At 42.9% G+C, this 24,004-nt stretch carries 28 protein-coding genes; 22 read left to right on the plus strand and 6 right to left on the minus strand.

Translation table 11 applies throughout. The annotated features are described in order from the left end of the window. Window positions 1-8 precede the first annotated feature (8 nt). The gene (locus tag E1163_RS16865; RefSeq protein WP_343033861.1) at window positions 9-164 is read left to right on the plus strand and encodes a YgaP family membrane protein; all 156 of its coding nucleotides are present in this window, start codon (window positions 9-11) and stop codon (window positions 162-164) included. Window positions 165-230: 66 nt separating this feature from the next. Here E1163_RS16865 and E1163_RS16870 read toward each other — a convergent pair whose 3' ends face one another. Then, entirely contained in the window at window positions 231-644 is a 414-nt protein-coding gene (locus tag E1163_RS16870; protein WP_155173629.1) for a hypothetical protein, read from the minus strand. A 144-nt stretch (window positions 645-788) separates the two neighbouring features. Between E1163_RS16870 and E1163_RS16875 the strand changes: the two genes are divergently transcribed. From E1163_RS16875 to E1163_RS30615, 3 genes are all read left to right on the plus strand, one after another. After that, a complete protein-coding gene (locus E1163_RS16875; RefSeq protein ID WP_155173630.1) occupies window positions 789-959 on the plus strand; it encodes a hypothetical protein in 171 nt (56 codons plus the stop codon). Between the two features lie 111 nt (window positions 960-1,070). Next, window positions 1,071-2,147 carry an AI-2E family transporter gene (locus tag E1163_RS16880; RefSeq protein WP_155173631.1) on the plus strand — a complete coding sequence of 359 codons (1,077 nt, stop codon included), beginning with the start codon at window positions 1,071-1,073 and terminating at the stop codon, window positions 2,145-2,147. Then, window positions 2,134-2,289, plus strand: a complete 156-nt coding sequence (locus E1163_RS30615; protein WP_185156123.1) for a hypothetical protein — start codon at window positions 2,134-2,136, stop codon at window positions 2,287-2,289. The genes E1163_RS16880 and E1163_RS30615 overlap by 14 nt, the downstream gene beginning before the upstream one ends. 94 nt (window positions 2,290-2,383) lie before the next feature. Here E1163_RS30615 and E1163_RS16885 read toward each other — a convergent pair whose 3' ends face one another. Beyond that, the gene (locus tag E1163_RS16885) at window positions 2,384-2,848 is read right to left on the minus strand and encodes an OsmC family protein (protein ID WP_155173632.1); all 465 of its coding nucleotides are present in this window, start codon (window positions 2,846-2,848) and stop codon (window positions 2,384-2,386) included. 214 nt (window positions 2,849-3,062) lie between these two features. Between E1163_RS16885 and E1163_RS16890 the strand changes: the two genes are divergently transcribed. Then, the gene (locus E1163_RS16890) at window positions 3,063-4,142 is read left to right on the plus strand and encodes a baeRF3 domain-containing protein (RefSeq protein ID WP_155173633.1); all 1,080 of its coding nucleotides are present in this window, start codon (window positions 3,063-3,065) and stop codon (window positions 4,140-4,142) included. Between the two features lie 196 nt (window positions 4,143-4,338). On the opposite strand, the gene E1163_RS16895 is transcribed toward E1163_RS16890, so the two are convergent. Continuing rightward, complete coding sequence (locus E1163_RS16895; protein WP_343033862.1) at window positions 4,339-4,572, minus strand: cation transporting ATPase C-terminal domain-containing protein; 234 nt, start codon at window positions 4,570-4,572, stop codon at window positions 4,339-4,341. A 151-nt stretch (window positions 4,573-4,723) separates the two neighbouring features. Between E1163_RS16895 and E1163_RS16900 the strand changes: the two genes are divergently transcribed. From E1163_RS16900 to E1163_RS16925, 6 genes are all read left to right on the plus strand, one after another. Next, a complete protein-coding gene (locus tag E1163_RS16900) occupies window positions 4,724-6,244 on the plus strand; it encodes a sensor histidine kinase (RefSeq protein ID WP_155173635.1) in 1,521 nt (506 codons plus the stop codon). Window position 6,245: 1 nt separating this feature from the next. After that, window positions 6,246-6,608 (plus strand): response regulator transcription factor, encoded by a 363-nt coding sequence (locus tag E1163_RS16905; protein WP_155173636.1) that lies wholly within the window; start codon window positions 6,246-6,248, stop codon window positions 6,606-6,608. A 126-nt stretch (window positions 6,609-6,734) separates the two neighbouring features. Beyond that, window positions 6,735-7,193 carry an Hsp20/alpha crystallin family protein gene (locus tag E1163_RS16910; protein ID WP_155173637.1) on the plus strand — a complete coding sequence of 153 codons (459 nt, stop codon included), beginning with the start codon at window positions 6,735-6,737 and terminating at the stop codon, window positions 7,191-7,193. Between the two features lie 120 nt (window positions 7,194-7,313). Continuing rightward, window positions 7,314-7,991 carry a BON domain-containing protein gene (locus E1163_RS16915; protein WP_155173638.1) on the plus strand — a complete coding sequence of 226 codons (678 nt, stop codon included), beginning with the start codon at window positions 7,314-7,316 and terminating at the stop codon, window positions 7,989-7,991. A 166-nt stretch (window positions 7,992-8,157) separates the two neighbouring features. After that, window positions 8,158-9,336, plus strand: coding sequence for a carbohydrate kinase family protein (locus E1163_RS16920; protein WP_155173639.1), 1,179 nt, complete (start codon window positions 8,158-8,160; stop codon window positions 9,334-9,336). Between the two features lie 33 nt (window positions 9,337-9,369). Next, a complete protein-coding gene (locus E1163_RS16925; RefSeq protein WP_155173640.1) occupies window positions 9,370-9,687 on the plus strand; it encodes an HPF/RaiA family ribosome-associated protein in 318 nt (105 codons plus the stop codon). 99 nt (window positions 9,688-9,786) lie between these two features. On the opposite strand, the gene E1163_RS16930 is transcribed toward E1163_RS16925, so the two are convergent. Continuing rightward, window positions 9,787-10,599 carry a universal stress protein gene (locus E1163_RS16930; RefSeq protein WP_155173641.1) on the minus strand — a complete coding sequence of 271 codons (813 nt, stop codon included), beginning with the start codon at window positions 10,597-10,599 and terminating at the stop codon, window positions 9,787-9,789. Between the two features lie 194 nt (window positions 10,600-10,793). Between E1163_RS16930 and E1163_RS16935 the strand changes: the two genes are divergently transcribed. The 6 genes from E1163_RS16935 to E1163_RS16960 all read left to right on the plus strand — a co-directional run bounded on the left by E1163_RS16935 (window position 10,794) and on the right by E1163_RS16960 (window position 17,055). Further along, window positions 10,794-11,636 carry a universal stress protein gene (locus E1163_RS16935; protein WP_155173642.1) on the plus strand — a complete coding sequence of 281 codons (843 nt, stop codon included), beginning with the start codon at window positions 10,794-10,796 and terminating at the stop codon, window positions 11,634-11,636. 116 nt (window positions 11,637-11,752) lie between these two features. Next, a complete protein-coding gene (locus tag E1163_RS16940) occupies window positions 11,753-12,061 on the plus strand; it encodes a hypothetical protein (protein WP_155173643.1) in 309 nt (102 codons plus the stop codon). A 251-nt stretch (window positions 12,062-12,312) separates the two neighbouring features. Then, window positions 12,313-13,371 carry a response regulator gene (locus E1163_RS16945; RefSeq protein ID WP_155173644.1) on the plus strand — a complete coding sequence of 353 codons (1,059 nt, stop codon included), beginning with the start codon at window positions 12,313-12,315 and terminating at the stop codon, window positions 13,369-13,371. A gap of 259 nt (window positions 13,372-13,630) precedes the next feature. Next, window positions 13,631-15,367 (plus strand): sensor histidine kinase, encoded by a 1,737-nt coding sequence (locus E1163_RS16950; protein WP_155173645.1) that lies wholly within the window; start codon window positions 13,631-13,633, stop codon window positions 15,365-15,367. A 101-nt stretch (window positions 15,368-15,468) separates the two neighbouring features. Continuing rightward, window positions 15,469-16,137, plus strand: coding sequence for a phosphoribosyltransferase (locus E1163_RS16955; protein ID WP_155173646.1), 669 nt, complete (start codon window positions 15,469-15,471; stop codon window positions 16,135-16,137). Between the two features lie 18 nt (window positions 16,138-16,155). Further along, the gene (locus E1163_RS16960; RefSeq protein ID WP_155173647.1) at window positions 16,156-17,055 is read left to right on the plus strand and encodes a universal stress protein; all 900 of its coding nucleotides are present in this window, start codon (window positions 16,156-16,158) and stop codon (window positions 17,053-17,055) included. Between the two features lie 283 nt (window positions 17,056-17,338). Here the strand turns inward: E1163_RS16960 and E1163_RS16965 are convergent, their stop codons facing one another. Continuing rightward, on the minus strand, window positions 17,339-17,815 hold the full coding sequence (locus E1163_RS16965) for a hypothetical protein (protein ID WP_155173648.1): 477 nt from the start codon (window positions 17,813-17,815) through the stop codon (window positions 17,339-17,341). A 565-nt stretch (window positions 17,816-18,380) separates the two neighbouring features. Between E1163_RS16965 and ftsH the strand changes: the two genes are divergently transcribed. The 5 genes from ftsH (at window position 18,381) to E1163_RS16990 (ending at window position 22,726) form a co-directional block, all read left to right on the plus strand. Beyond that, complete coding sequence (gene ftsH, locus E1163_RS16970; RefSeq protein WP_155173649.1) at window positions 18,381-20,375, plus strand: ATP-dependent zinc metalloprotease FtsH; 1,995 nt, start codon at window positions 18,381-18,383, stop codon at window positions 20,373-20,375. Window positions 20,376-20,379: 4 nt separating this feature from the next. Continuing rightward, window positions 20,380-20,823 (plus strand): hypothetical protein, encoded by a 444-nt coding sequence (locus E1163_RS16975; protein ID WP_155173650.1) that lies wholly within the window; start codon window positions 20,380-20,382, stop codon window positions 20,821-20,823. A gap of 18 nt (window positions 20,824-20,841) precedes the next feature. After that, the gene (locus E1163_RS16980; RefSeq protein WP_155173651.1) at window positions 20,842-21,345 is read left to right on the plus strand and encodes a P-loop nucleotide/nucleoside kinase family protein; all 504 of its coding nucleotides are present in this window, start codon (window positions 20,842-20,844) and stop codon (window positions 21,343-21,345) included. Then, window positions 21,338-22,342, plus strand: coding sequence for a phosphotransferase (locus tag E1163_RS16985; RefSeq protein WP_155173652.1), 1,005 nt, complete (start codon window positions 21,338-21,340; stop codon window positions 22,340-22,342). Before E1163_RS16980 ends, E1163_RS16985 begins: the two co-directional genes overlap by 8 nt. Window positions 22,343-22,471: 129 nt before the next feature. Then, window positions 22,472-22,726 carry a YtxH domain-containing protein gene (locus tag E1163_RS16990; protein ID WP_155173653.1) on the plus strand — a complete coding sequence of 85 codons (255 nt, stop codon included), beginning with the start codon at window positions 22,472-22,474 and terminating at the stop codon, window positions 22,724-22,726. A gap of 443 nt (window positions 22,727-23,169) precedes the next feature. On the opposite strand, the gene E1163_RS16995 is transcribed toward E1163_RS16990, so the two are convergent. Further along, window positions 23,170-23,634: a COG2426 family protein gene (locus tag E1163_RS16995; RefSeq protein ID WP_155173654.1), complete on the minus strand. Its 465-nt coding sequence runs from the start codon at window positions 23,632-23,634 to the stop codon at window positions 23,170-23,172. Window positions 23,635-24,004: the final 370 nt, after the last annotated feature.

Consider the following 24,004-nt stretch of genomic DNA (forward strand, 5'->3'; position numbering starts at 1 on the left):
CAGCCCTGATTGGCGTACTCTATTTTGCGGGTATCATTGGTGGTACGTTGGCCATTGTGCTGCTTATAGTAGCCGGTATATTTATTCTTACAAGTTTTGTAGGCTTTTGTCCGCTGTACTTTCCTTTGGGCATTTCTACCAAAGGCAGGAAGAGTAAAGCTTGAGCAAAAAGTAATCCCCGGGTTTAATGAAAGAGCCCGGGGATGAAGGTTACAGGTATTGGAGCAGGGCTAAAGGACCCGCTCAATAAAGTAGAAAAAATCCTCTTTGTATTCCACAAAGTTTTTGTTAAATGCGTCCAGTTCATTCATCAGTTCGTTATGCTCTTTAAAATATTCCGTTCTTGATTCATCCCTGGTCTCAAGCATTCCTGCCAGACGTTTTTCATGGTCGCGAAGCTTGCTCCTTAGCGTATCTACCAATTCCCCATTATAATAGATGAGCAGGTTCTGAAAATGATCTATACGCTTTTTGTCTTCCACATCGGTGAACTTGGGGGCATTCTGGTCAAGTAGTTTCTGAAAGAAAGCCAGTTCATGCTTCCAAAGCAATGCGGTTGAAAGCCACTCCAGTGTTTTTCTGTGTTTATCCAGCAGGCTTGGCTGAACAATGTACTTATCGGTAACTGAGGTAACGGATATCATGGCGTGAAACTTTTAAATATTTATACAGCTAAGATACCCTGCATTGATTCCTCTTAAAATGACCTAAATCACCCTTTGGGTTGACCTTGGTCATCGGAGTTTAGCAGGGGTTAAACTAGGTTTGTTTTGTAAGCAACTTGTTCAATGAGAAAAGTGAAGCTAATTCTGTACCTCGTCAGACAGCTTATCGAAGTTGCCCATGCAAAAGGAGTAAAGGTAGGTTTCCTGATTGAAAATGGCATAGATTCTATTTCCTTCAATCCGGACGCCATCATTCGGGGCACTGAAAATATTGCTGCAGCCGAAAACAAATAGAAATCCAGGGCGGACCACAGTTACAGTTTTTAAATGATTTAACAACTTTATATCTTGATCATTAGAGTGACGAACGGCTTAGGTCACTGTACTTTTTCAAAAAATGAGCATATGCCAACCCAGAAACCTATTGCTAACAGCAACTCACACATTCTAAAATGGTTGCAATTCATCTTTTTCGGATCTGCCATCCTGTATTTCGGAAGGGACATATTTGTACCCATAAGTTTTGCCGTGCTGATCAGTTTCATTTTATACCCCATTTGTGCCTGGCTGGAAAGGAAAAAAGTGGGGCGAATGGCAGCCATAGTCATTTCATTGAGCATTCTCGTGCTTTTAGGCCTGCTTTTGGTGGCCCTTTTAATAAGCCAGTTCATAGCCTTCCTCGACGAATGGCCAACATTGCAGTATAAGCTCAACCAGTCGCTTCAGGACCTGAGCCAAATGCTGATCGATGTGTTTAATATCTCCAAAGACCAGCAGGAGAGTTTACTGAACCGTATGTCCGATGAATCAGGAATTAACCTGTTCGGCGTCCTGCGCAATGCAGTTTCGGCATCGGCACTTTCCATTGTACTTATGGTGTTAATCCCCGTTTATGTAGTGCTGATCCTTTACTACAGGAGCTACTGGATGGAGATACTATACCGCATGTTCCCTTCGGAGCGAAATGCGCGGATGCTGAAGATCATCTCCCTTACTATACAGACTTATTACAATTTTATTAAAGGGATGGCTATTGTCTATCTAATTGTAGGCACGTTAAACAGTATCGGGCTGCTGATATTAGGAGTTCCACATGCCATATTGTTTGGTTTTATAGCCTCGGTTCTAACATTCATCCCTTATGTGGGTATAATTGTAGGATCACTGCTGCCCATCGCCATGTCGTGGATCACCTATGATTCCGTCTGGTACCCCGTGGGCATCATAGCCATCTTTGCCTTTGTACAGTACCTGGAGGCTAATGTTATATTTCCGCTGGCAGTGAGTAACAGGCTGCATGTCAATACCTTGGTAATGCTTATCGCTATATTTATAGGAGGCTTGCTGTGGGGTATGGCCGGTATGATCCTCTTTGTGCCATTCGTCGGCATCATAAAACTCATCGCAGATCAAAACCCTAAATGGGAAACCGTGTCAATGATGCTGGGAATGAAAAACGATAAACAAGATGAACATAAATAAAGAGTGGCACGAGGCGCACCCCATGCCCAAAAATCCAACGCTGGAGCAGCGAATTGAATGGCATATCGAGCATTCAAAAGCCTGTAAATGCAGGGGAATGCCCAAATCCATACAGGAGGAAATAAAGAGACGGAAAGGTTGATGAGTTTACTGTTCTTAGTTTACAGTTTTGCTTGTCACCAGCTACGGTAACTGGTGATAGATCAAACTAAGAACAGTAAATCAAGAAATATGAACTATGAACTGTGAACTAAAACCCGAACCACCGGCTTCATTGTTACTTTTGCTGTGATTGAGTTGGAAATAAGACAGGCGCGTTCTGTTTTGTCCAGTATTTTCAGGGCACGTTCGCGGTCTTCTTCATCAATTAAGATAACTACAGGTTCTAAATGTACCTCGGTCATGTATAATTTTCCATCCACCATTTCCAGTTTGCCCCTGGAATTGCACGAGAAGCCTTTGAATTCCAGTTTTGACTTTTCGGCTATGGCCAGAAAAGTGGTCATAAAACAACTGCTTACAGCGGCGGTAAACAAGTGTTCGGGCGACCATAGACCCTCAATACCTTTAGGGAATTGAGGAGGTGTAGCTACCTCCAGGCTGCCATTGCAAGGTGTCATATTATGAAGTTCAGGAGAGCTCATCAGCCCCTTTCTGTCCTTTGTCCAGGTAATGTCGATATTATAAAAGTGTGGTTCCATGTATTTAAGATGTTAAGTTTTAGTAGCTCAAACCTAGCCTCTAATGGTTTGTCAGAGTATGACTGAGATCATAAGAACAGTTGAATATTATCAATAAACTGAATAACAGTGTAATAAGAATCTTGGGGTGGCATGACGGTGGTCATTCGGGTATTGAGTTTAAATGACGTATTTTATGTTTTATGGAGGGGATAATAATAAATATCCAAATGCTATGAACCGCTTATTGACAGATACAAAGCAACTCGACAGGCTTATTCAGGAAAGTACAGGACCGTGCCTGTCTTTAGAAGTGCCAACGCAAAATGACCCGGTACAGAGTAAGCACAACAACCTGGTGGTGCGTACCATAGTGAAGGAAGCAACCACCTTGATCGATAATATGGTCGCCCCTGACAATGTCAAAAAAGACTTGAAATTCAAACTAATTTCGATATATGAAACGATTGATTTCAAATACTCGTGGCATGGTATAGGTATTTATATATCCCCGGCCATAGTTATGTATGTCCATTTCCCGTTTCATGTTACAAAACGGATTAATCTGGGGCAGCGGTTTATTATCCGGAATGTGCTGAAATTGAAACAGTATATGGAACCCTACAAAGTCTTGCTTCTTACCAGCAATAAAATAAGGTTATTTACTGTAGCGGGTGATGTGCTTGAGGAGGTTAATGACAGCCATTTCCCGATGACTTATGATGAAGAGTACGAGTATTCAAAGCTGGTTATGGGCAATTCATATGGCTATACCATGAAGGGTTTTGAAAAAGACAGAGCTGCAATGCAGCAGAGCAGGATCAATACCTTCTTTAATGAGGCGGATGAGATGCTGAAAAATTACGCTGATGATGTTAATCAAAATGTGGTGCTGGCAGGTACGGAAGAAGTGCTCGCTAACTATGAAAGGTCGTCAGGCGGGGCACTGGTGGTAGGAGAGGTTACCGGCAGTTACAATGATTACAACCTTAAAATAATGGCAGAAAAAGCCTGGCAATGTATAAGAGAGTACAAATATGCCAGGACAAAAGAGGCCATAACCCTGCTCGATGAACAAAGGGGAGGGAACCTGGTGGTATCAGGTGCTGATGATGTGCTGAATGTGGCCAAAGAGGGAAGAGGGCAGGTACTATACGTAGAAAAGGACTACCAATACACCAAAGACCCTTTAGGTGTATACGACCTTGTTGATGAAGCCATACTTACTATACTGGAAAAGAATGGTGACATAGTTATCACAGAAAATGATGAGCTTATCGGATATGGACGAATAGCCATGAAATTAAGATATTAAGAATAAGGTAAAACAAGCATGCAGCAGTGGCCGGTGGAGAGCCCAGGCCATTGCTATACTTAAGTCAATACAATTTTCCCCTAAACCTGGCTCCCGTGTTTTAGACCTTCAAGGGATCAGTAAAGCTTACCGGCTATGGAATGCTTTTTTATAATCTGCCGACATTTTCTCATCATCATTACACCCCTGTGGAGAATTAGTGACCGATAATATTAAACTGTTTTGCCAGGTAGTTAATGAACATATTCAAAAAGCTGAATATCACAATCACCAGCCAGTCAACTATGGTCAGAGGATAAAGCGCAAGAACCTCACGAAAGACCTCAAATTGATATAAAAATCCAATAATCACGATCCCGGAAGCCACAGCGTACCAGACGTACCTGTTGCGCATGACGTGAAAAAATTGCTGCTTGAGGAGTTCTTCAATTTAATAGAAAACAATCTGAATACTAAGATCAGCTTATAACGCAAAGCACACGATGAGCATTGACAGGTTAAAGAGCGACTCTTGTCATAAAAAGCATACATGCTCCAATTTCGTATCGAATATTTTATTAAATTGATAAAAAGGATTTTATATGATTGGACAGAGGTTCCTTGAGGGTGAAGCGGGCTTTAAGGTGCTGTTTGATTGTGCAACGGTCAGTATTTTGGTCGTTAATGAGAAAGGGTATATAGAGTTATCTAATCCATGTGCAGAAAAGCTTTTTGAATATGATAAGGGAGAGTTAATTGGCAAACCCATAGAAACCCTTATTCCAGCACACCTTCGTAAAAAACACGTACTTCACCGGGAGAAATATTTTGAAAGCCCCAGATCACGACCTATGGGAAGCGACCTGGAACTGTACGCACAAAAAAAGACCGGAGATGTATTTCCTGTGGAAATCAGCCTCGGACATTATGAAATTGAGGATGAAAAACTTGCCGTGGCGTTCGTGACAGACATCACTGCCCAGGTAAGGGCTAAAAAGATGATAGCCGAAAGGGAGGCCTGGTTCAGGAGTATGGCAGAGAACTCTCCGACTATGATATGGGTGGCAGATGAAGGAAAAGCCTGCTCTTATTTCAACAACACATGGCTGGAGTTCACTGGCCGCAGTATCAGTCAGGAAAAAGGTATCGGGTGGCTGGATATTGTTCACCCGGATGATAAAGAAATGGTGCTAGACGCTTATCAATGTGCTTTTGGTCGCAAAGAGCCCTACACTGCAAAATACAGGCTTAAAAGAAATGACGGAAGGTACCGGTGGATACAAGAAATAGCCAAACCGACCTATTCCCCCGATGGAGAGTTCACTGGCTACATGGGATCCTGTTCTGATGTGCATGATCAGTTTATGATGCAGGAGGAGCTGGAATTAAAAGTATGCGAGAGAACGCAGCAGTTAAACGATGCCCTTAACCGTGAGAAAGCCGTAAGTGAGATGAAATCAAGGTTTGTGTCCATGGCTTCCCATGAATTTCGAACCCCTCTGAGTATTATGCTCTCCAGCGTTTCATTAATAGACCAATATATCGGAGCAGAAAAAGATGGACGTATTGACAAACATTTGAATAAAATACGGGCATCCATAAACAACCTGACTGGGGTACTCAACGACTTCCTGTCTATAGATAAACTGGAGCAAGGCAAGGTAAAGCTGGAGTATGATATTCTAAGTATTTCAGAATTTGCGCATGATGTGGTGAATGACATGCAGTTTTTAAAGAAGAACAAACAGCGGATCAATATGCAACTTGAGGGTGAAGATACGCTGGTGCTGGATGCAAAAAAGCTCAGGCATATTTTGGAAAACCTGATTTCAAATGCCATCAAATATTCTCCGGATGGAACTGATATTGATCTGCATATACAAAATATCAATGGCAATTTACAGATCCTTGTTCATGACGCAGGCATTGGCATCCCGGAAGAGGAGCAGATACATTTATTCAATAAATTTTTTCGGGCTACAAATACAGGAAGCGTACAGGGAACAGGTCTGGGCTTAACAATAGTGAAGAGATATGTGGAATTAATGAACGGATCAATTACTTTTAAGAGTCTGTCAGGAAAAGGAACAACATTCACCATTAAATTGCCGAATTTGGATTAACATGAAGACAGTATTGGTCATTGAGGACAACAAAGAGATCAGGGAAAATACTATTGAACTTTTAGAGCTGGCGGGTTACCGTGTGATTGACGTAGAGGATGGGAAGGCCGGTATTGAAGCCGCAGGAAGGGAACTACCCGATATTATATTGTGCGACATTATGATGCCTCAGGCCGATGGCTATGAAGTTCTGGAAACGCTTAAAAGCAACTTATCAACCTCGGGCATCCCCTTTATATACCTTACAGCAAGTGCTGAAAAGAAAGAGATTCAGAAAGCCATGGATATGGGTGCCAATGCCTATATATGCAAGCCCTTTGATGTCAATGAGTTAATGGATACTGTTGAGCGTCTGCTGCAATAATATGTGATTTTCTCAAGCTGTTAAAAACCTTCCGTAAAACAACAAAAATCATGATATCCGGCGATACAGGTCATCGCTGAAAGCCTTCCGTTGGTGTAATTTTAAAATAAAAAAACGGAGGTAATTATGAACTTAACAGTGAAAAAAAATGGAGGTTTTCCTTCATTGCTAACCGACTTCTTCAGCCCCAATTCATTATTAGGTCGCGACTTTTTTGATTTTGATTCAGAAATGTGGCCTACCCGATTGGGGGTAAATGTACCAACTGTCAATATTAAAGAGTCTAAAAAAGACTTTATGCTGGAACTGGCCGCTCCCGGTCTCGAACGTAAAGACTTTAATATTGAAATTGACAATAATATTCTGAGCATCAGTGCTGAGAAAGAAGAAGAAGTGAAAAAAGAAGAGGGTGACTATTCCAGAAAAGAATATTCATTCAACTCTTTCTGCAGAACATTTACGCTTCCTGAAAACATCAAGGAAGATAACATCAAGGCCAGATATGAAAATGGTGTATTGAAGCTGACCATTCCCAAACTAAAAGAAAGTGCTGTAAAGCCAGCTCATAAAATCGATGTTTCATAGTCGGTACGGTCATACCTACGTTGTTGGAGCAAAGGAAGATACGCAGAACGGTGCATGGCTCCGGAGACCCGGAGGTGTCTTCTTTTGCTTCATTGTTTTAATACCAAACTACCAAGCAAGATGAAAACTGACGAACAAATAAGAAAAGATGTGATTGAAGAGATCCGCTGGGATCCTCAAATATCCGACATAGCTCCTCACATAGGTGTAAGCGTGGACAACGGGGTGGTAACGCTCTCCGGTACAGTTGAGTTTTATACACAAAAGCTGGCAGCCGAGAAGGCAGCCCAAAGGGTCAGTGGCGTTAAAGTTGTGGCTGTTGACATAGAACTGAAAGGTCAAAATAAAGATGTAACCGATGCCCAACTGGGTGAGGCTATCAGAAATGCACTGGCCTGGCATAGTGCAGTCAACGAGGACCGGCTCGAAATCAAAGTAGATAACGGTTGGGTGTACCTTTCCGGTACCGTAAAGTGGGACTACGAGCGTAAGGCTGCCGAGCGGTCGATAGAGAAAATAATAGGGGTCAAGGGGATTATCAACCGGGTAAAAGTGGAGAACGAAATAGTGGAACCAAAGCACATCAAAAGAAAGATCAGCGAAGCTTTTCATCGCCATGCCTCTGTTGATGTTGAAAATATTACCGTAGACGTCAATGGCAGCACCGTAACGTTGAGGGGAAAAGTAAGCTCATGGGCAGAACGGGAAGATGCCGAGGACGTGGCCTGGGCCATGCCCGGGGTCACCGAAGTGGCAAATAACCTGGTGATTGATACCAGTATCTATGCTGAGCATTAAAAGCCACAAAGCCGGACTAATTCTTTTAATCCATGAATGCTAAAGGAGCCTCTTAGGCTAAATTCTCATTATATGATTAAAGTCAGCCATGAGGGCGACATCTGTCATATCGGACTTAAGAGGCCGGTCCTACCTTTAGGCCATGGAAGTAATCAAACCTTAAACAATGGATACATCAGTTGCTCTATTATCAGAATTGCGTGAATGTTTGGGAGAAGAAGGCAAGCTTTCCATGACCAAACATGTTTTTGTAGGTTTTGATGGATTTGTAGATAAAATCAAGAAAGCCGTAAAGCAAAAAAATAAGCTGGACACGGTTTATTATAATACACTTAATGAATTTTCAGAACGGATCGATGCTGCCTCAGGTAAGAGTGGCCAGGTTGAAATGGTTACTGAAAAGATCAAACTGGGAGGCAATGCACCCATACTGGCAGATACCCTGGGTAAACTAGGAGTTCAGAGCACATGCCTGGGCAGCATGGGATACCCCAAAATACATGAGGTGTTTGGGCAGATGGATGAAAAGTGCAGGCTTATTAGCGTGCTGAACCCGGGAGAGAGTGATGCCATAGAATTTGACGATGGCAAAATGATCTTTAGCGAACTGAGCGTTTACGATAAATATGACTGGGAGTACATCAGAAATACCGTGGATCTCGACGAGATCAGGCAGGCTGTAAGGGAGAGCAATCTTATAGCCTTTGTTAACTGGGTAAATCTGCCACACGCCAGCGATATCTGGACAGGCATGCTCAACGACCTGATCAAGCCTTCAGGCAAAAAAGATTTTCTGTTCCTTTTCGACCTCTCTGACCCTTCCAAAAAATCGGCAGAAGAGATAGATGAAGTGCTGGGGCTGATGAGTAGTTTCTTTCCTTATGGGAAAGTGACATTGGGCATCAATGAAAATGAGGCACTCAAAATATGGGCAGCCATAAACCGCGTGGATCTTAGCCAGCCGGGAGCGAAAAGCAAACTCCCTGCGGTACAGGAAGCCGGAAGACAGATATATCAGGTCATGAATATAGATTACCTTCTCATACATCCCGTTGACCGGACTATATTATTCCATCAGGGCGATGTATTGGAGATGCCGGGAAGGCTGGTGACAGAGCCCAAAGTACTGACCGGGGGAGGTGATAATCTCAACGCCGGATACTGCGTAGGGCTGATGTCCGGATTTTCACTGCCACTCTGTATGCTTTTGGGTATGGCAGCATCAGGTGCATATATTCAAAATGGAAAAAGTCCTGATGTTAGGGATATAAAAGACTATATTGGTATCTGGATAGACGAACTTTCGAAAAACGTCAGGGAAAACGAGCATTTGCTTACTGAGTAAAATTAATAATATACATTTTTAAATATAACAGAGATGAAGACCATCATTGAAACACCCAACTTTAAGGCGAAGCAGGAATTGTTGGATTTTGTACAGGAAAAAACAAGTAAACTTGACTTGTTTAGCGACAAGATAATTGAAAGCAGGGTTTTCCTGAAACTTAATAATTCAGATAACAAGGAGAATAAAGTTTGCGAATTAAAAGTCCTTATTCCGGGCAACGACCTCTTCGCCTCAGCCGAAAGCACATCTTTCGAAGAGGCAGTGGTTAAAGCCGTAGAGGGTGTTAAGCACCAGATTGAGCGTTGGAAAGATGCAAAAAACAAAAAGTCCCATTCTACACCTTTGTAATTCAAGTTTAAGTAATAACACAAAAACCGGGGCCGTTTCAGTATCTGAAACGGCCCTCTTTATGTCTACAGCTTGAACTTACCGATCACCGACCACCCGCTAAAGAGCGGCATAAGTCCACACCGGCCGCGTGATCTGGTCGATCACACCTTCGGTAATGCTTTTGTGGAACAGGTGGGACAGGCCACTTCGGGCATGGGTACCAATGGCTACCATATCCATAGGCTCATTATTGGTAAAGTCGATAATGCCTTTCTCTTCACTGCGGTAGTTCCTGAAATGCAACGCATAGTTCTTGATCTTGTAGTGCTTAACAAATTCTTCAAGCGCACTGCTGGCCTCTGCATCACTTTTAAAGAGGGCGGGAGTATTGATCAGCAGTATGTTCAACGTAGCCCCGAAAAACTCCTGCAATTCTTTCACCTTATGGATAAACTTGGTTTGCTTGAGTGACAGGTCTGAGGGAAACAATATATTTTTAATTGTATCCGCTTCTACAGCCTTATGTACCGCCAGTACCGGCACAGTAGAGTGGCGCACCACTTTTTCCGTGTTAGAGCCGATGATCATCTCCTGTATTCTTGAAATGCCCGTAGTTCCCATTACTACAAGGTCAAACTTCTTCTTTTCGGTGATCCTTTTTACAGCCGACAGCACATCATCATACACCATTTCAAAATTTACGCGTGCAAAACCCCCAGCGCTTTTTTTCATTTTCTTAAACTCCTTTTCGGTGTCCTTTTCAAATTCAGCCAGCAAAAGGGGATCATAAGACAGGTGAGCTCCTCCCGGAATGTAGATGGCGTGAAACACTACAACTTCCCCATGATTTACAGCAGCGAGGTTCAGCGCCATTTTAAAGGCTTCCATGGAAGGCTCGGAAAAGTCGGTTGGAACAAGTATACGTTTCATAACTTTTTTCTTTAAAGTTATCAGGAAGAGCGCTTATAAATTATGACTGGTATTTGCCGGCACATATGATAATTGTCATATGAAGTGGCCGCTACCTGTTTGTCTTTAAACTGTTGAAAATCACGTTCTAAGAATGATGCAAGTCATATCCATTATGCATAACACCTGGTAATTTTATAGTAAATAATACTCCAATGACTAATATTCTGGTACCCTATGACTTCTCCGACCAGGCCGCCAACGCTTTTAGGTTTGCCTTGCAGTATGATGAGGGACAAAAACGAACAGTACACCTTTTACATGTGGTGGAGATGATGTCCAGGCCTTTTTTGAACCTTGAAGAAGAAGTGCTCGATGACCTGAAAAGTGAAGTGGAAAAGAAAATCATTACCAGGGTAAGCGAAGAGATTTTGAATAAATTTTCACTTGAGAGGAACCATGTGAAGGTACAGGTAGCTTTCGGCCATACCGCCCAAACCATACTTAAATTTGCAGACAGCGACAAAATGGATCTGATCATAATGGGTACCCGTGGAGTGACAGGGATGAGGGAGTTACTGGTGGGGTCCAATACTGAAAAAATAACAAGGGCTTCCGCCATACCAGTGATAGCTGTGAAGAACTATGTAAAACCCGAAAGGATAAAAAATATCGTTTTCCCCAATACATTACTATCCGATGCAGATGAGAACCTTATTATGAAAATTAAGGCGCTTCAGCACCATTTTGGGGCTACTCTGCATATTGTATGGATCAATACCCCCACCAATTTTCAAAGGGACGTAGTTACCCGCGAGGAACTCAAGCGTTTTAGCAAATGGTATATGTTTAAAGATTATACCATCAACATTTATAACGATACCGATGAGGAGGCCGGTATGATCAACTTCGCGCACATGATCAACGCAGACATGATAGCACTGGGTACGCATGGCCGTAAAGGATTGGCACATGTGCTTAATGGCAGCCTGGCCGAAGATCTGGTGAACCACGCCGATGTGCCGGTATGGACTTATACAATCAAAGAGAAAGAATAACAATTAATTACATAAATCATGGAACTGTTAACTAACCCCAAAGCTGATTACCTGCTTGGAGCAAGTCTTGAGTCGCTCCATGCTGAAAGCAATACCTGGCTTAGTGAGATAGGCTTTTGGAAGGACGAAATGGCCTTTTTTATAACCTTCTCACAAAGAAAAAGACATCGGCGCATTTCCCTCCGGATAAGCAGGCTGCCCTGGAAAAGGAGCTGGCCCGTATCAGTAATGTAGAACTGGAAAACCTCAGGGCGGAGGTCAGGGGCCATGAGGCCTTGCTGGCCGGATTATTTAAAGCAGACTCTCTGAAAGAGGAGGGATATAGGGAGGCACATCGTAAACTTTTAATGCATATGCATGAAACGCTTCAAACGATCAGAAAATTTAAAAAAGAGATTTTTGCTTTTGTTGAGAAATATGGGTGATTCGTCAGAAGTATGAAATTTCTGACCTAAATCATAGCCTGATGTGACTGGCATCATGCTGTGCAAAGCAGGTTTCACATAATTTAGTTGCAAAACCGGATTCTGATGTGAGGTACCTGCTTTTTCTTTATATAGTTTTCAGGTAGCACAAACATCTTGTTTATCGGGAGTGAAGGCGTTAACTTGAATGGTGTTACTCTTTATCCCTTTGGTTAAAATAATGTAGACAATATCCATTAACCCCCATATGTATGAGCTACACCATATTAGTCATCGAAGATAATCAGGATATGGCCGAGAACATCATCGGCATCCTTGAGTTGGCTCATTATAATGTCAGGCATGCCCTCAATGGCAAAATAGGTGTAAGTATGGCGCAGAAAGACCCGCCAGACCTGATATTGTGCGACATCATGATGCCTGAGCTGGATGGCTATGGCGTTGTTCATATATTGAGCAATAATCCTGAAACGGCGGATATCCCGTTTATATTCCTTACTGCCAAGGCTGATAAAAGTGACTTTCGTACAGGGATGAACCTTGGGGCAGATGACTATATAACCAAACCGTTTGACGGACTGGATTTGCTGAAAGTGATAGAAACCCGGCTCAGAAAGAGTGAATTGTTAAAGTCTAAATATAGCAATAATCCGAGCGATGTAAGCACTTTTTTCAGTAAAGCCAGGGAGCTTAAGGAGTTTCAGAAGCTCTCGGAAAACAGGCCCGTGCGCACCTTTAAAAAGAAAGACCTGATATTTATGGAAGGCCAGAACCCCAACGACCTCTACCACATAGAGAAAGGGCGCATCAAAACCTATAAGATTAACTATGATGGCAAAGAGCTGATCACGGGAATCCACAGTGAGGGGGATTTTCTGGGCTATGTGCCACTGCTTGAGGAGAAACCTTACAATGAAAATGCCGAAGCCCTGGAGGATGTAAGGATATCGGTTATACCAAAAGCCGATTTTATCACCCTGATCTATTCCAGCAAAGACGTAGCCCGGAAGTTTATCAAGATGCTGTCCAATAATCTGGAAGAAATGGAAAACAGGCTGCTGGACATTGCCTATCAGTCGGTACGCCAACGTGTGGCCAGCGCTTTGTTAAAGATCCACGGTCAATTTGCGCGTGAAAATAAAGACGCTGTCATCACCATAGCTCGCCGGGACATCTCCAACATAGTGGGCACCGCCACCGAATCCCTCAACCGCACCCTCGCCGACTTCCGCGACGAAAAACTCATAGAAATATCAGGCGAAGGGCTGAGGATTATTGATAAGGCAAAATTGGAGAAACTGCTGCATTAGTTGTTCGTTGTCGGTAATCGGTATTCTGTGAACGGTAAACTCAGGGATTGTCAGCCAGTAACCAGTAACCAGTAACCAGTAGCCAGTAACCAGCAACCAGCCCCCAGAAAAATATCCAAAACCTGACGAATGTCATTGAAAATCAAATTGCTATTATCCTACTTTGGGTTTTTATCTGATTTTGACATGACCAATATCATTGAAGAAGGGAGTGTACAATCCTTAATTTGCAAAAATTGATATAGTTTAGGTGGAAGGAATGACCTCATTTAAAATAATACTGGGTGTACTTTTTGGTGTATTGGTGGCAACTATAGCTGTGTTGGGCCTGGTCTCTTATCGCACCTCCCTTGTAGTTGACGATACCTCGCAGTTGGTGAAAGATACCCGAAAGGCCATACACCTCGCAGAAGATATTTCATCGCTGTCCAAAGACATACAACTTGAGAGTAACGGTATTTTTGTGAGCAGTGACTCCGGTTACGTAAGGCCGTACCATGAAGCCCGGACACTAATACTTTCTAAAATGGAAGAGTTGAAAGGCTTCTCAGCAGACAGGTCCCTTGAAAAGGCTAAAGTGGACACGCTGGAAGTACTGGTGCGGGAGCTATTGACCTTCGGTGATATGGCATTGGTCGTTAAACAAACCCCGGAAAACACTTTGCAGGACCGTATTGATCAGGCAAAAGCCCTGCGTGATCGCTTTACACTGATCATTGATGACATTAAGAATGAAGAGAGCCGCCTGATGCAGATCAGGGAAAAGGCCAATCAGGCCAGTATAGAGACATTTGACAAGCTGTTTTTAATGCTGCTCATAGGCATGGCGGTCTTGCTGTTTGCTACATTTTTTGTTATCCGTTACAATTTCAACAAACGAATACGCGTAGAGCACAAGCTGCAAAATGCCAATGACCTGTTTAGCAAACTCTTCAATGAAAGCCCCATAGGAATAGTCATAACCCAGAATGACAACGGTATAATTACTGATTGCAATAAAGCTTTCGAAGAACTGGTGAATTATAGCAAAGAAGAAATGCTGGGTAAAACAGCCGTTGAACTCAATATTTTAGAGTCAGCTCAACAGCGTGAAGAAATAACGAAAGTAGCGCGTGAGCAAGGCAAGGCGCAGGATGTGGAGACCTACCTGATGCCCAGGGATAGGGAGCCTGTCTGGGTGGCCATATCTATGCAACTGATACATGTCAGGGATAAAGAGTGCCTCATGTCGGCAGTGGCTGATATCACCTCTCACCGGAAAGCCGAAGAGAAGATCAGAAGTGCTTTGGAGGTAGAGAAAGAGCTGAGCAAAATGAAATCAAACTTTGTCTCCATGGCTTCACACGAATTCAGGACACCGCTTACCACTATTCTTTCTTCGGCATTCCTGCTCGAAAAGTACCTCAAAGATGGAGAGCAGCCCGCGGTTATGAAGCATATAGCCCGGGTGAAGTCATCGGTAAACCTTCTTACCTCTATTCTTGACGAATTTTTATCCGTTACTAAAATTGAAGAAGGTAAAATAGAACCGAAAATGGAGAAACTAAACCTGAAAGACTACCTTCAAAGTATTTGTTTAAACTTTCGAAATTTCACTAAACCGGGCCAAAACATTACTTATCAGCATAACGGTGATGAGGAGATATACTCTGACCCTGTATTGCTAGGAAACATAGTTAACAATCTGGTTACCAATGCTATAAAGTACTCTCCGGAAAATACAGAGATTCATGTCACATCCGCTCTGAATGACCATATTCACCTCAATGTTAAAGATATGGGCATTGGTATACCCGAGGCAGACAAGAAGTACTTGTTCGAGCGCTTTTACAGGGCTTCCAACGCAGGTACAGTGCAGGGAACAGGCCTGGGCCTGCACATTATGAAACATTATGTCGACATGCTTAATGGCTCGGTGGAAGTGGTGAGCGAAGAGGGTAAGGGTACTGAGTTTAAGCTTGACTTTGAGAATGTTCGCCCGGAAGAGGAAGTATAGGCCATTCTATTAGGGGTAGAGATAACAATCATCAGACTGGTGTGATTCCCGTCATTGATGACCATAGCCCGTTTTGATTAATTTTAGAAAAAGCTAAAATTATGAATGGGCATACCGAGATATTGATCAGGGACAGAGGGCATGCAGGAGAGTTGCTCAGCATGAAACTCAGGCGCTACGAAAAAGGTAACGCAGTAGTGGTAGGGATACCTCATGGCGGCGTATGTGTGGCATCCGCCATAGCAGAAAATCTGGAGCTTCCCTTAGAGATAATGCCATGCCGTAAAATCAAGCACCCCACAGAAAAAGCCAAAAACATAGGGTCAGTAAGTCATACAGAAGCTTGTATCCATGATTGCCCTTTTGATGTCCCTCAGGACTATATCTATCATCAAATGGCACTGTTGCGTCATGCAATCAATTATCAGCGAAGCTTTTACTATGAAGACGCCGAACCCGTTTCTTTGAGATATAAGACGGTGATTTTGGTAGATGATACATTAATAACCAGTGACACCATGATAGCCTGCCTGCGGGAGATCAGAAAGCAAAACCCTTTAAAGATCATTGTAGCAGTACCCGTGGTAAATACTGAAGCCGCACGAGTAATAAATGAAGAGGCAGACGACTTTGTATTTCTAAGAATGCGAAATGACCGGGAGGGCTTGAAAGATCACTATGCTGATTTCCCGGTAATCGGCGACGAAGAAGTCAGGGAGCTTTTTAAGAAGATTAAAAAGGGAAAGGAAGAGCCTGCAACGAGAGTTTAACATCCAAATATTACGAAAATGAAAAAGATATTAATACCAGTCGACTTTTCAGAATGCGCAAATGCAGCAGTAGAAGTCGCATTGAAAATTGCCAAAAAAGGGGGGATGGAATTATTCTTTTTGCACCTGTTTTCTGTAAAGGAAAATGAGCCACATGTGCCTGAACATATCAATATTTACGACAGAAAACCTCAGGACGCCAAACATGGACAGGTAAGGCAACAACTATCCGAACTGGTGCTCAAAGCTGAGGCTGCCGGCCTGAAAGCGACTCCTGTTTTGGTTTATAATCAGGGATATGACGGCATAGAAGATTACATTAGTCCATACAACATAGACCTCGTAGTAATGGGCTCCCATGGTGAAAAAAATATCAAGCAGGCCATGCTGGGTTCCAATGCACGCAGTTTTATAAGGTATGCATCTGCTCCGGTATTGATTGTAAAACAGCCTGTCAGTGATTTTGTAATTAAAAAGATAGTTTTTGCATCATCCTTTGAGGAAGACTCCATAAGCTCCTTCGTTCCAGTAAAGCAGTTGGCAGAGCTATGGCAGGCTGAAATACATCTTTTGTATGTAAATACACCGTACCATTTCAAAGAAACCCATGAAAGCCTGACTGCCATGAAAAGATTCATGCATCAATTTCCAGGGGTGAATTATACACCAGTCATCTACAATGCCCTTAATGAAGAAGAAGGTATACATCGCTATGCCAACGATTACCACGTCGACCTGGTATCCATCAGCACCCACGGTAGAAAAGGCTTCCTGCGATTGCTTGTACACAGCGTTGCCGAAACCGTCGCCATAGATGAAGATATACCCGTACTCATCATAAACACAAAAGAAATAGCCCGGAGAGAAAAGCCTGAGAAAGAGGAGAAGTCAGCCGTGAGTTTTGAGTTTAAGCTGTAGTTTTTTTGTAACCAGTAATCCAGTAGGCAATTGGCAAAGGCAGTAGGCAAATTGGTTCGCTTTAGGGAATCAGCTCGCCAGTACTTGGTGAAGTGGACGAGTGACCGGTGACTAGTGATCAGTAATCGGTCTAACTTCACCCAAACGACCAGCGACCAGTAAACCAGTAGGCAGTAGGCAAAAGCAGTAGGCAAATATTTTTGCAAAAAAAAACAAAGTAAACCAGTAACCAGAGGCTAGAAACTAGAAGTCAGAAACCAGAAACCAGCGCCCAGCACCCGATCTAAAAAACATCCCTGATCACATGTGCTTCTTTATCATGAAAGAACATTTCACCTTTCTTTTTTCCTTTCATTTTGTTAAAGAGTGTACTTTCTGTTGAAATGCAAAGTACGTTTTCTCCGTGGAACCGGAATGGGTCTACCATGGATGATACAAAAATCGTATTGACATCGGTGATCACAATCGCTCCCAATTCTACTTTGTTGTGATCCATATGGTTAACTGACTTCAGGTACTGCAATCTGTTCATCTCCAGTTGGGCAAATATCAACGCATCGCTGAGCAGGTCTACTTCATCGAAATGTTGTTTTATAACCTCCCGTTTTGAATTGCCTTCGTCCGGTTTATTTTGCTGATCCTGGTTTGTCAGCAAGGTTTTGATGCGTTGACTGAAATCATTCATTAACAACTGCTGCTGTTCTATGCAGGCATTCATAATCTGCTCCCTGAGCTCTTTCTTTTCAACTTGTACTATCATATACCCAAAATAATTAAGACAGTCCGGCTGAGTAATAACCTGTATTATCAATTTCAAAAACCTTTGTCATCATGTAAATGAACCGGCAAGGCTCTTAAGTTAAGGCCGGATTAGATATTTATTGAGGGACCCTTGTATGGCCATCGATCAAGTAACATACCTTCCTGCCTCCAAATACCTGCATCTGTATCAAATAGGGTTGTATTCTTCGGCATTAGCCTTCCTATGGCACATATTTACTTTTCGTTTTTCTATAAATATTATGTCCTTCAGGACGTTATGCTGTCTTGTCGTTTTAATTAGCTGCAAATCCCTTCCGCAGTGATAATCCAATAGGGATAAAATATTTGTAGGCATAGCCTTTTAGATCAGATTGTCCTGTAGGGACAAAACAAGCAGGCCTTTGAGCTTAGATCATTGGATGGACCGTTACCGGGAAAAGGTGATATAAATCATAGATATACCTCCATCGCCGTCATTAGATTTTATAAAGGATAATACCACCTTTACTAAGTAATAAAGAGATGTTGTCGTGGATCAAAAATCAAATCAGCCAAAAAAAAGTTTGCCCAATCCGAAACTGGGTGGAGCCTGGTTTTTTCTACTGATCATTATCCTTACGCTTGTCATATTCTCCATTACCAGTTTAGCGCCATCACCCAAGCTCGTAACCTGGCATCAGTTTGAAACCAAAATGGTAGCGAAAGGGGCAGTGGAAAAGGTAGTAGTGATCAATAAAGAAGTTGCAGAAATTTATATCAAGCCCGAATTTCTCGAAGATCCGGACTTTAGCGATATCCCTGAGTCATCATTCGGAACAGGGGCAGGGCCTCATTACAAGTTTAACATTGGCTCCGTAGAGGCTTTTGAGAGGAAAATGGAACAGGTTCAGGCCGAATGGCCACATGAGGATAGAATAGCTGTTAGCTATGAAGAGAGGGGTCACTGGAGCGACCTCCTTTCCTGGATATTTCCCTTGCTGCTTTTCTTTTTCATCATCAGGCTTTTCATGACCAGCAGGGGTGGAGGCGTTGGAGGTTCTTCACTGTTCAACTTTGGAAGGTCCACAGCCCGGTTGTTTGATAATGAAAATAAAAGCACCATAAGTTTTGAACAGGTAGCCGGATTAGACGAAGCCAAGCTTGAAGTAAAAGAGATTGTTGATTTTCTAAAAGACCCGGAGCGCTACACTAAACTTGGAGCCAAAATACCCAAAGGAATAATTATAGTAGGCCCTCCCGGTACAGGCAAAACACTGCTGGCCAAAGCTGTAGCCGGGGAAGCCCAGGTGCCTTTCTTTTTGCTTTCCGGGTCAGAGTTTGTCGAAATGTTCGTTGGGGTTGGTGCATCACGGGTGCGTGACCTGTTCAGAAAGGCAAAAGAAAAAGCCCCCTGCATTATTTTTATTGATGAAATAGATGCTGTAGGCCGTTCAAGAGGAAAGAACGCCTTCTACTCTGGAGCTAACGATGAACGAGAAAGCACCCTCGACCAGCTACTTGCTGAGATGGATGGCTTTGACACCAACTCAGGTGTTATTGTATTGGCAGCCACAAACCGCGCGGATGTACTTGATCCTGCTCTGCTTCGCGCAGGTCGGTTCGACCGCCACATTTACCTCGAGCTGCCCAACCTGTCGGAGCGGAAAGAGATATTTAAAGTACATCTCAAACCAATCAAACTGGCCGGGGATATAGATTTAGATGCTTTGGCATCCCAAACCCCGGGATTTTCAGGAGCTGATATTGCCAATATCTGTAACGAAGCCGCACTGATAGCCGCCAGAAAGAAAAAGGAAAATGTGGAAAGGAAAGACTTTCATGAGGCCCTCGACCGTATCATAGCCGGTCTGGAGAAGAAAAGCAAGATCATTTCGGCCGAAGAAAAGCAGATTATTGCCTACCATGAGGCCGGACATGCGGTAGTAAGCTGGATGCTCGAGCATATAGACCCTTTAATGAAAGTATCCATCATACCACGAGGTAAGTCACTTGGGGCCGCCTGGTACTTGCCAGAAGAAAGGCAGATCATGACTTACAGCCATTTTACTCAACGGCTTTCTGTTGGGCTGGCCGGACGGGCTGCGGAAGAACTCATTTTTGGAGAAGTATCTTCCGGCGCAGTGGATGACCTGGAAAAGGTCACCCGCCAGGCGTATAGTATGGTGGCATATTTAGGCTTTAATGAAAAAGTAGGCAACGTAAGCTTCTACGATTCCTCCGGACGTACTGAAACAAGTCTGCAAAAGCCTTACAGTGAAGAGACCGGAAAACTCATTGATAGCGAAGTGAGAAAGCTTATAGATGAGTGCTACAAACAGGCCAAGGCCGTACTTATGGAACATAAACAAGAGTTGATAGAGCTTGCAGGCCTGTTACTGAAAAAAGAAGTGGTTTACCAGCCGGAATTGGAAGAGGTGCTGGGCAAACGCGCAAAACAACATCCGGGGGAGCGTGTTGTAAATGGTAGTAAGGAGTTACCCGCCATTGACAAGGGCAAACGTATCAAACAGGCACCGGATGTTTCAGATTCAGAACGAAGTCAGGTTTTAAAAAAATAAAGCTATGGATACACAACAACAAAATAGTGAACAGGCAAAGGAGGCCGGGAAAAAGGATGTACAGGCATTGTACCTCATTACCGAATACTGGCAGTCAGATTTGCAGTTTTTTAAAGACGAGCTTCAGTTTTTAAGAAGTCTGCTTGACAAGTACTTTGCTCATTTTATTGAGCGGGAAAATATCGATAAAACGAAGCAGTTGGCAGATAAACTCATCCATATAGAGAAAGACAGGGGTGCTTTAGAGCAACGGGTCAGTGAGCACCTCAAGTTGCTTGCCGGAGAGGTGAAAGGCACATCTGACGGCAAAAGCTACGAAGGAAGCCATGCCAGACTGGAAACGGATACCATTGATTTTCTGAAACGGTTCAGGGAAGTAAAAAAAGAAGTTTTTAGCCATACCGAGCACATTATGGAATCGGAAAAGGCAAAGCACCTTTTGAAGTAGTATTTAAAGAATCTTATCATGATAATATTGGTTGCAGGCTTGCCGGGAAGCGGAAAGAGTTATTTCGCCTCTCAATTGGCATTGAAGATAGACGCAAGTTACATCAACAGCGACCTGGTGAGAAAAGCACTGGGCACTTTGGGGAAATATACCTTTAAAGACAAACTGGAGGTTTACAGCAAAATGGTTTCCCTTGCAGAAAGCTCCCTTCGAAAAGGCAGGCCGGCAATAGTTGATGCTACATTTTACCTGCAATCCACCCGCAACATGTTTATCGAACTTGCCCGGAAATATGCTTCGGTTATACACATGATCGTGGTATATGCCGACGAGGACCTGATCAAGCAGCGGTTGAGCTTACCAAGAAAGGACAGCGAAGCTGATTTCAGTGTATACAAGCAAGTGAAAATGGAGTTTGAAGGGCTTACATTTCCACACCTGGAACTGGAGTCGACCGATGATAATATTGAGACTATGCTAAACAGAGCTGTTAACTACCTGGAAAGCAAGTCGCATGAATGAAAAGGAAATCCGGTCACTGGCAAAAAATGGATTGTACCAAGGCAAGGCTTTGGAAGGAGAGCTTGAGGAAACACATATTTCCTGGATAATACTCACAGAAATCCATGCCTTCAAGCTAAAGAAGCCCGTAAAACTTTCATTTCTTAATTTTTCTACCCTCAAACTGCGCAAAACTTACTGCGAAAAGGAGCTGATGCTGAACAGCCGCTTCACGGATGTTTATGAAGCGGTGGTTCCGGTTTATCATAACGGTGGTTTATGGAGTCTTGGCGAAGGCCAGGGTGAGGTGATTGATTATGCCGTTCAGATGAAGAGGATGTCCACTGCCAGCAGAATGGATAAAATGCTCAGGCATAACAAAGTAGGAGTGGATAACATTAAAGCTCTGGCCATAGAGGTAGCCGGTTTTCACAAAAATGCAGACAAAGTCTGCCAACCCTTCAAGCTATCCACGGCAATGACGCTGTTTAATGATATAAAGAACTGTAAAGATCTGGTAAAAACGAAAGTAGGAGTGTCATATGCAGAAACCATTGAGGGAGCCATAAAATGGAGCGATGCCTTTCTAAAGCAACACGCAGAACGATTTCAGCAGCGGATAGATCAGGGAATGCTTAGGGACGTACACGGCGACCTGCATAGCGGCAATGTCTTTCTTTATAAAAAGCCTGTGGTTTTTGATTGTATTGAGTTTAATGATAAATATCGGCAAATTGATGTACTCTACGAGGTAGCCTTTATGTGCATGGATCTGGAAGCATTTCAACATCAGGAGCTGGCCGAAGAATTCTTAAATACCTACAGCGATAGCTTTCCGTGTTTTCAGGTTGTGGAAGATCAGGCAATATTCAACTACTTCAAATGCCTGAGGGCAAACGTAAGAGCCAAAGTACATGCGCTAAGCATTGAGCAAAGCCATGAAGACAAGGAAGTGCAAGGGCATATAGTAGAAGTGAAAAAGTATGTCAACCTCATGAAAGTCTATATGGCATATTAAATTTTTAAGCGTGCATTGATGTCATATATCAGCCTGGCCGGGATAAAACTCAAAAGTATTGATGACAGCCGTCATCGATAATATCAGAAACAGCCATTAACTTGGTTCAAGAATAAAATAACCAAAGCTATGAACACTGGAAAAGCAATATTAGGCGTAATGGCAGGGATAGCCGCAGGCGCTATTATAGGAGTGCTGCTTGCTCCTGAAAAAGGTTCAGATACAAGAAAGGTCTTATTAGGCAAAGGGGAGGATTTTGCCAAGGATGTCAACAAAAAGATCGATAAGAAGTTTGAGGAGCTGATGCACACCATTACGGCAAAATTCAGATCTGCTCAAAATGATTTGATCAAGTCAAAAAAAGACAAGGCGGAAATGTCATAGAATAGTGTTTTCAGTTCTCAGCTAACTATACACCGTCACTGGTCTACAAGTTCTGATGAGGTCAGATTTACTTAAAATGACAGTTTGCAGAATTAAATTGTGGCTTTACTAAACTTCCAATGTTTAGTAAAGCTTCACTGTTCAGTATATCCTGTCCTTACAGGACACTATGCTGTCTTGCGTTATATTATGAAGCCCTTCTACAGCGATAATCCCGTATTCTGAAATATTTGTCGAATAGCCTTTAGATCGGATTGTCCTGTGGGGAAAAAATAAGCAGCCCTTGAAGTGAGGCCTTAATGTAAGAGCATTGATAATCCACTCAAGGAGATAGTGATGCCGTAGAAATATTCAAAATTTCCAATTCTTTACTTACAGTTCACCGATCACAGATTAACAAACATTGGTTACCAATGTCTACTTCGGTCTTCGAACTTCCCACTTCAGATTAACTGAATACCCTTATTACCAAAGTAAGCTCCAAGTGTCACAATCAGGCAGGAGACAATTACCCCAAGACTAATGGCGGTGAATGCCCTTTTAGCAGGTATTTTGAAAAGAATGGCAGCGATTGATCCCATATAAGCCCCGGTTACCGGTAACGGGATCATTACGAAGATCATCAGGCCCCAGAACCCATATTTTTCTATGCTGCTACCCACTATGTTTTTAGCCCGGCGGGAGAGACGTACGCTTTGCTTTTTGTACAGAGAATACTTCCACATCCTTTGGTCAAAGGCCTTTACGATGGTATGCATGATAGGAAAGACCATAAGGTTGGCGGCAAGCCCTGCCAAAAATGCCAATACCGGAGGTACCCCATTGAGAATGCCGTAAGGAATACCTACACGCGCCTCACCCAACGGGGAGACACTGAATAAAATTGTAAAAAGAATGTCTGTGAACATACTAAAAACAGGCCGAAAAATAATGTTTAAAAAGTTATTCTCATGCTCGGTATGCAACAAAAAAATAGCCCGAACAATTGCACAATGTGAATACAAATTTCAGGCATCAGGTAAGCTGCATATTTCTTGTTTTTGATAACGCAAAGCTGACGAAATAAGTTAAAATAATATGACTTTTTTTGTGGTTTATTTTACTGGTTCCTGGGTGCTGGTTTCTAGTCTCTGGATACCGGCTTACTGGTCTGGTTACTGCTTGTCAATACCGATTACTGCTTACCGCTCACTGTTCATTTGTCCAAAGTCCATCAATTACTGGCTACTGCCTCCTTAAAGAGAACTAATTTTGCCTATTGCTCTTGCCGATTGCCTA

Source organism: Fulvivirga kasyanovii (genome assembly GCF_009711405.1).
GTDB classification, from domain to species: Bacteria; Bacteroidota; Bacteroidia; order Cytophagales; family Cyclobacteriaceae; genus Fulvivirga; species Fulvivirga kasyanovii.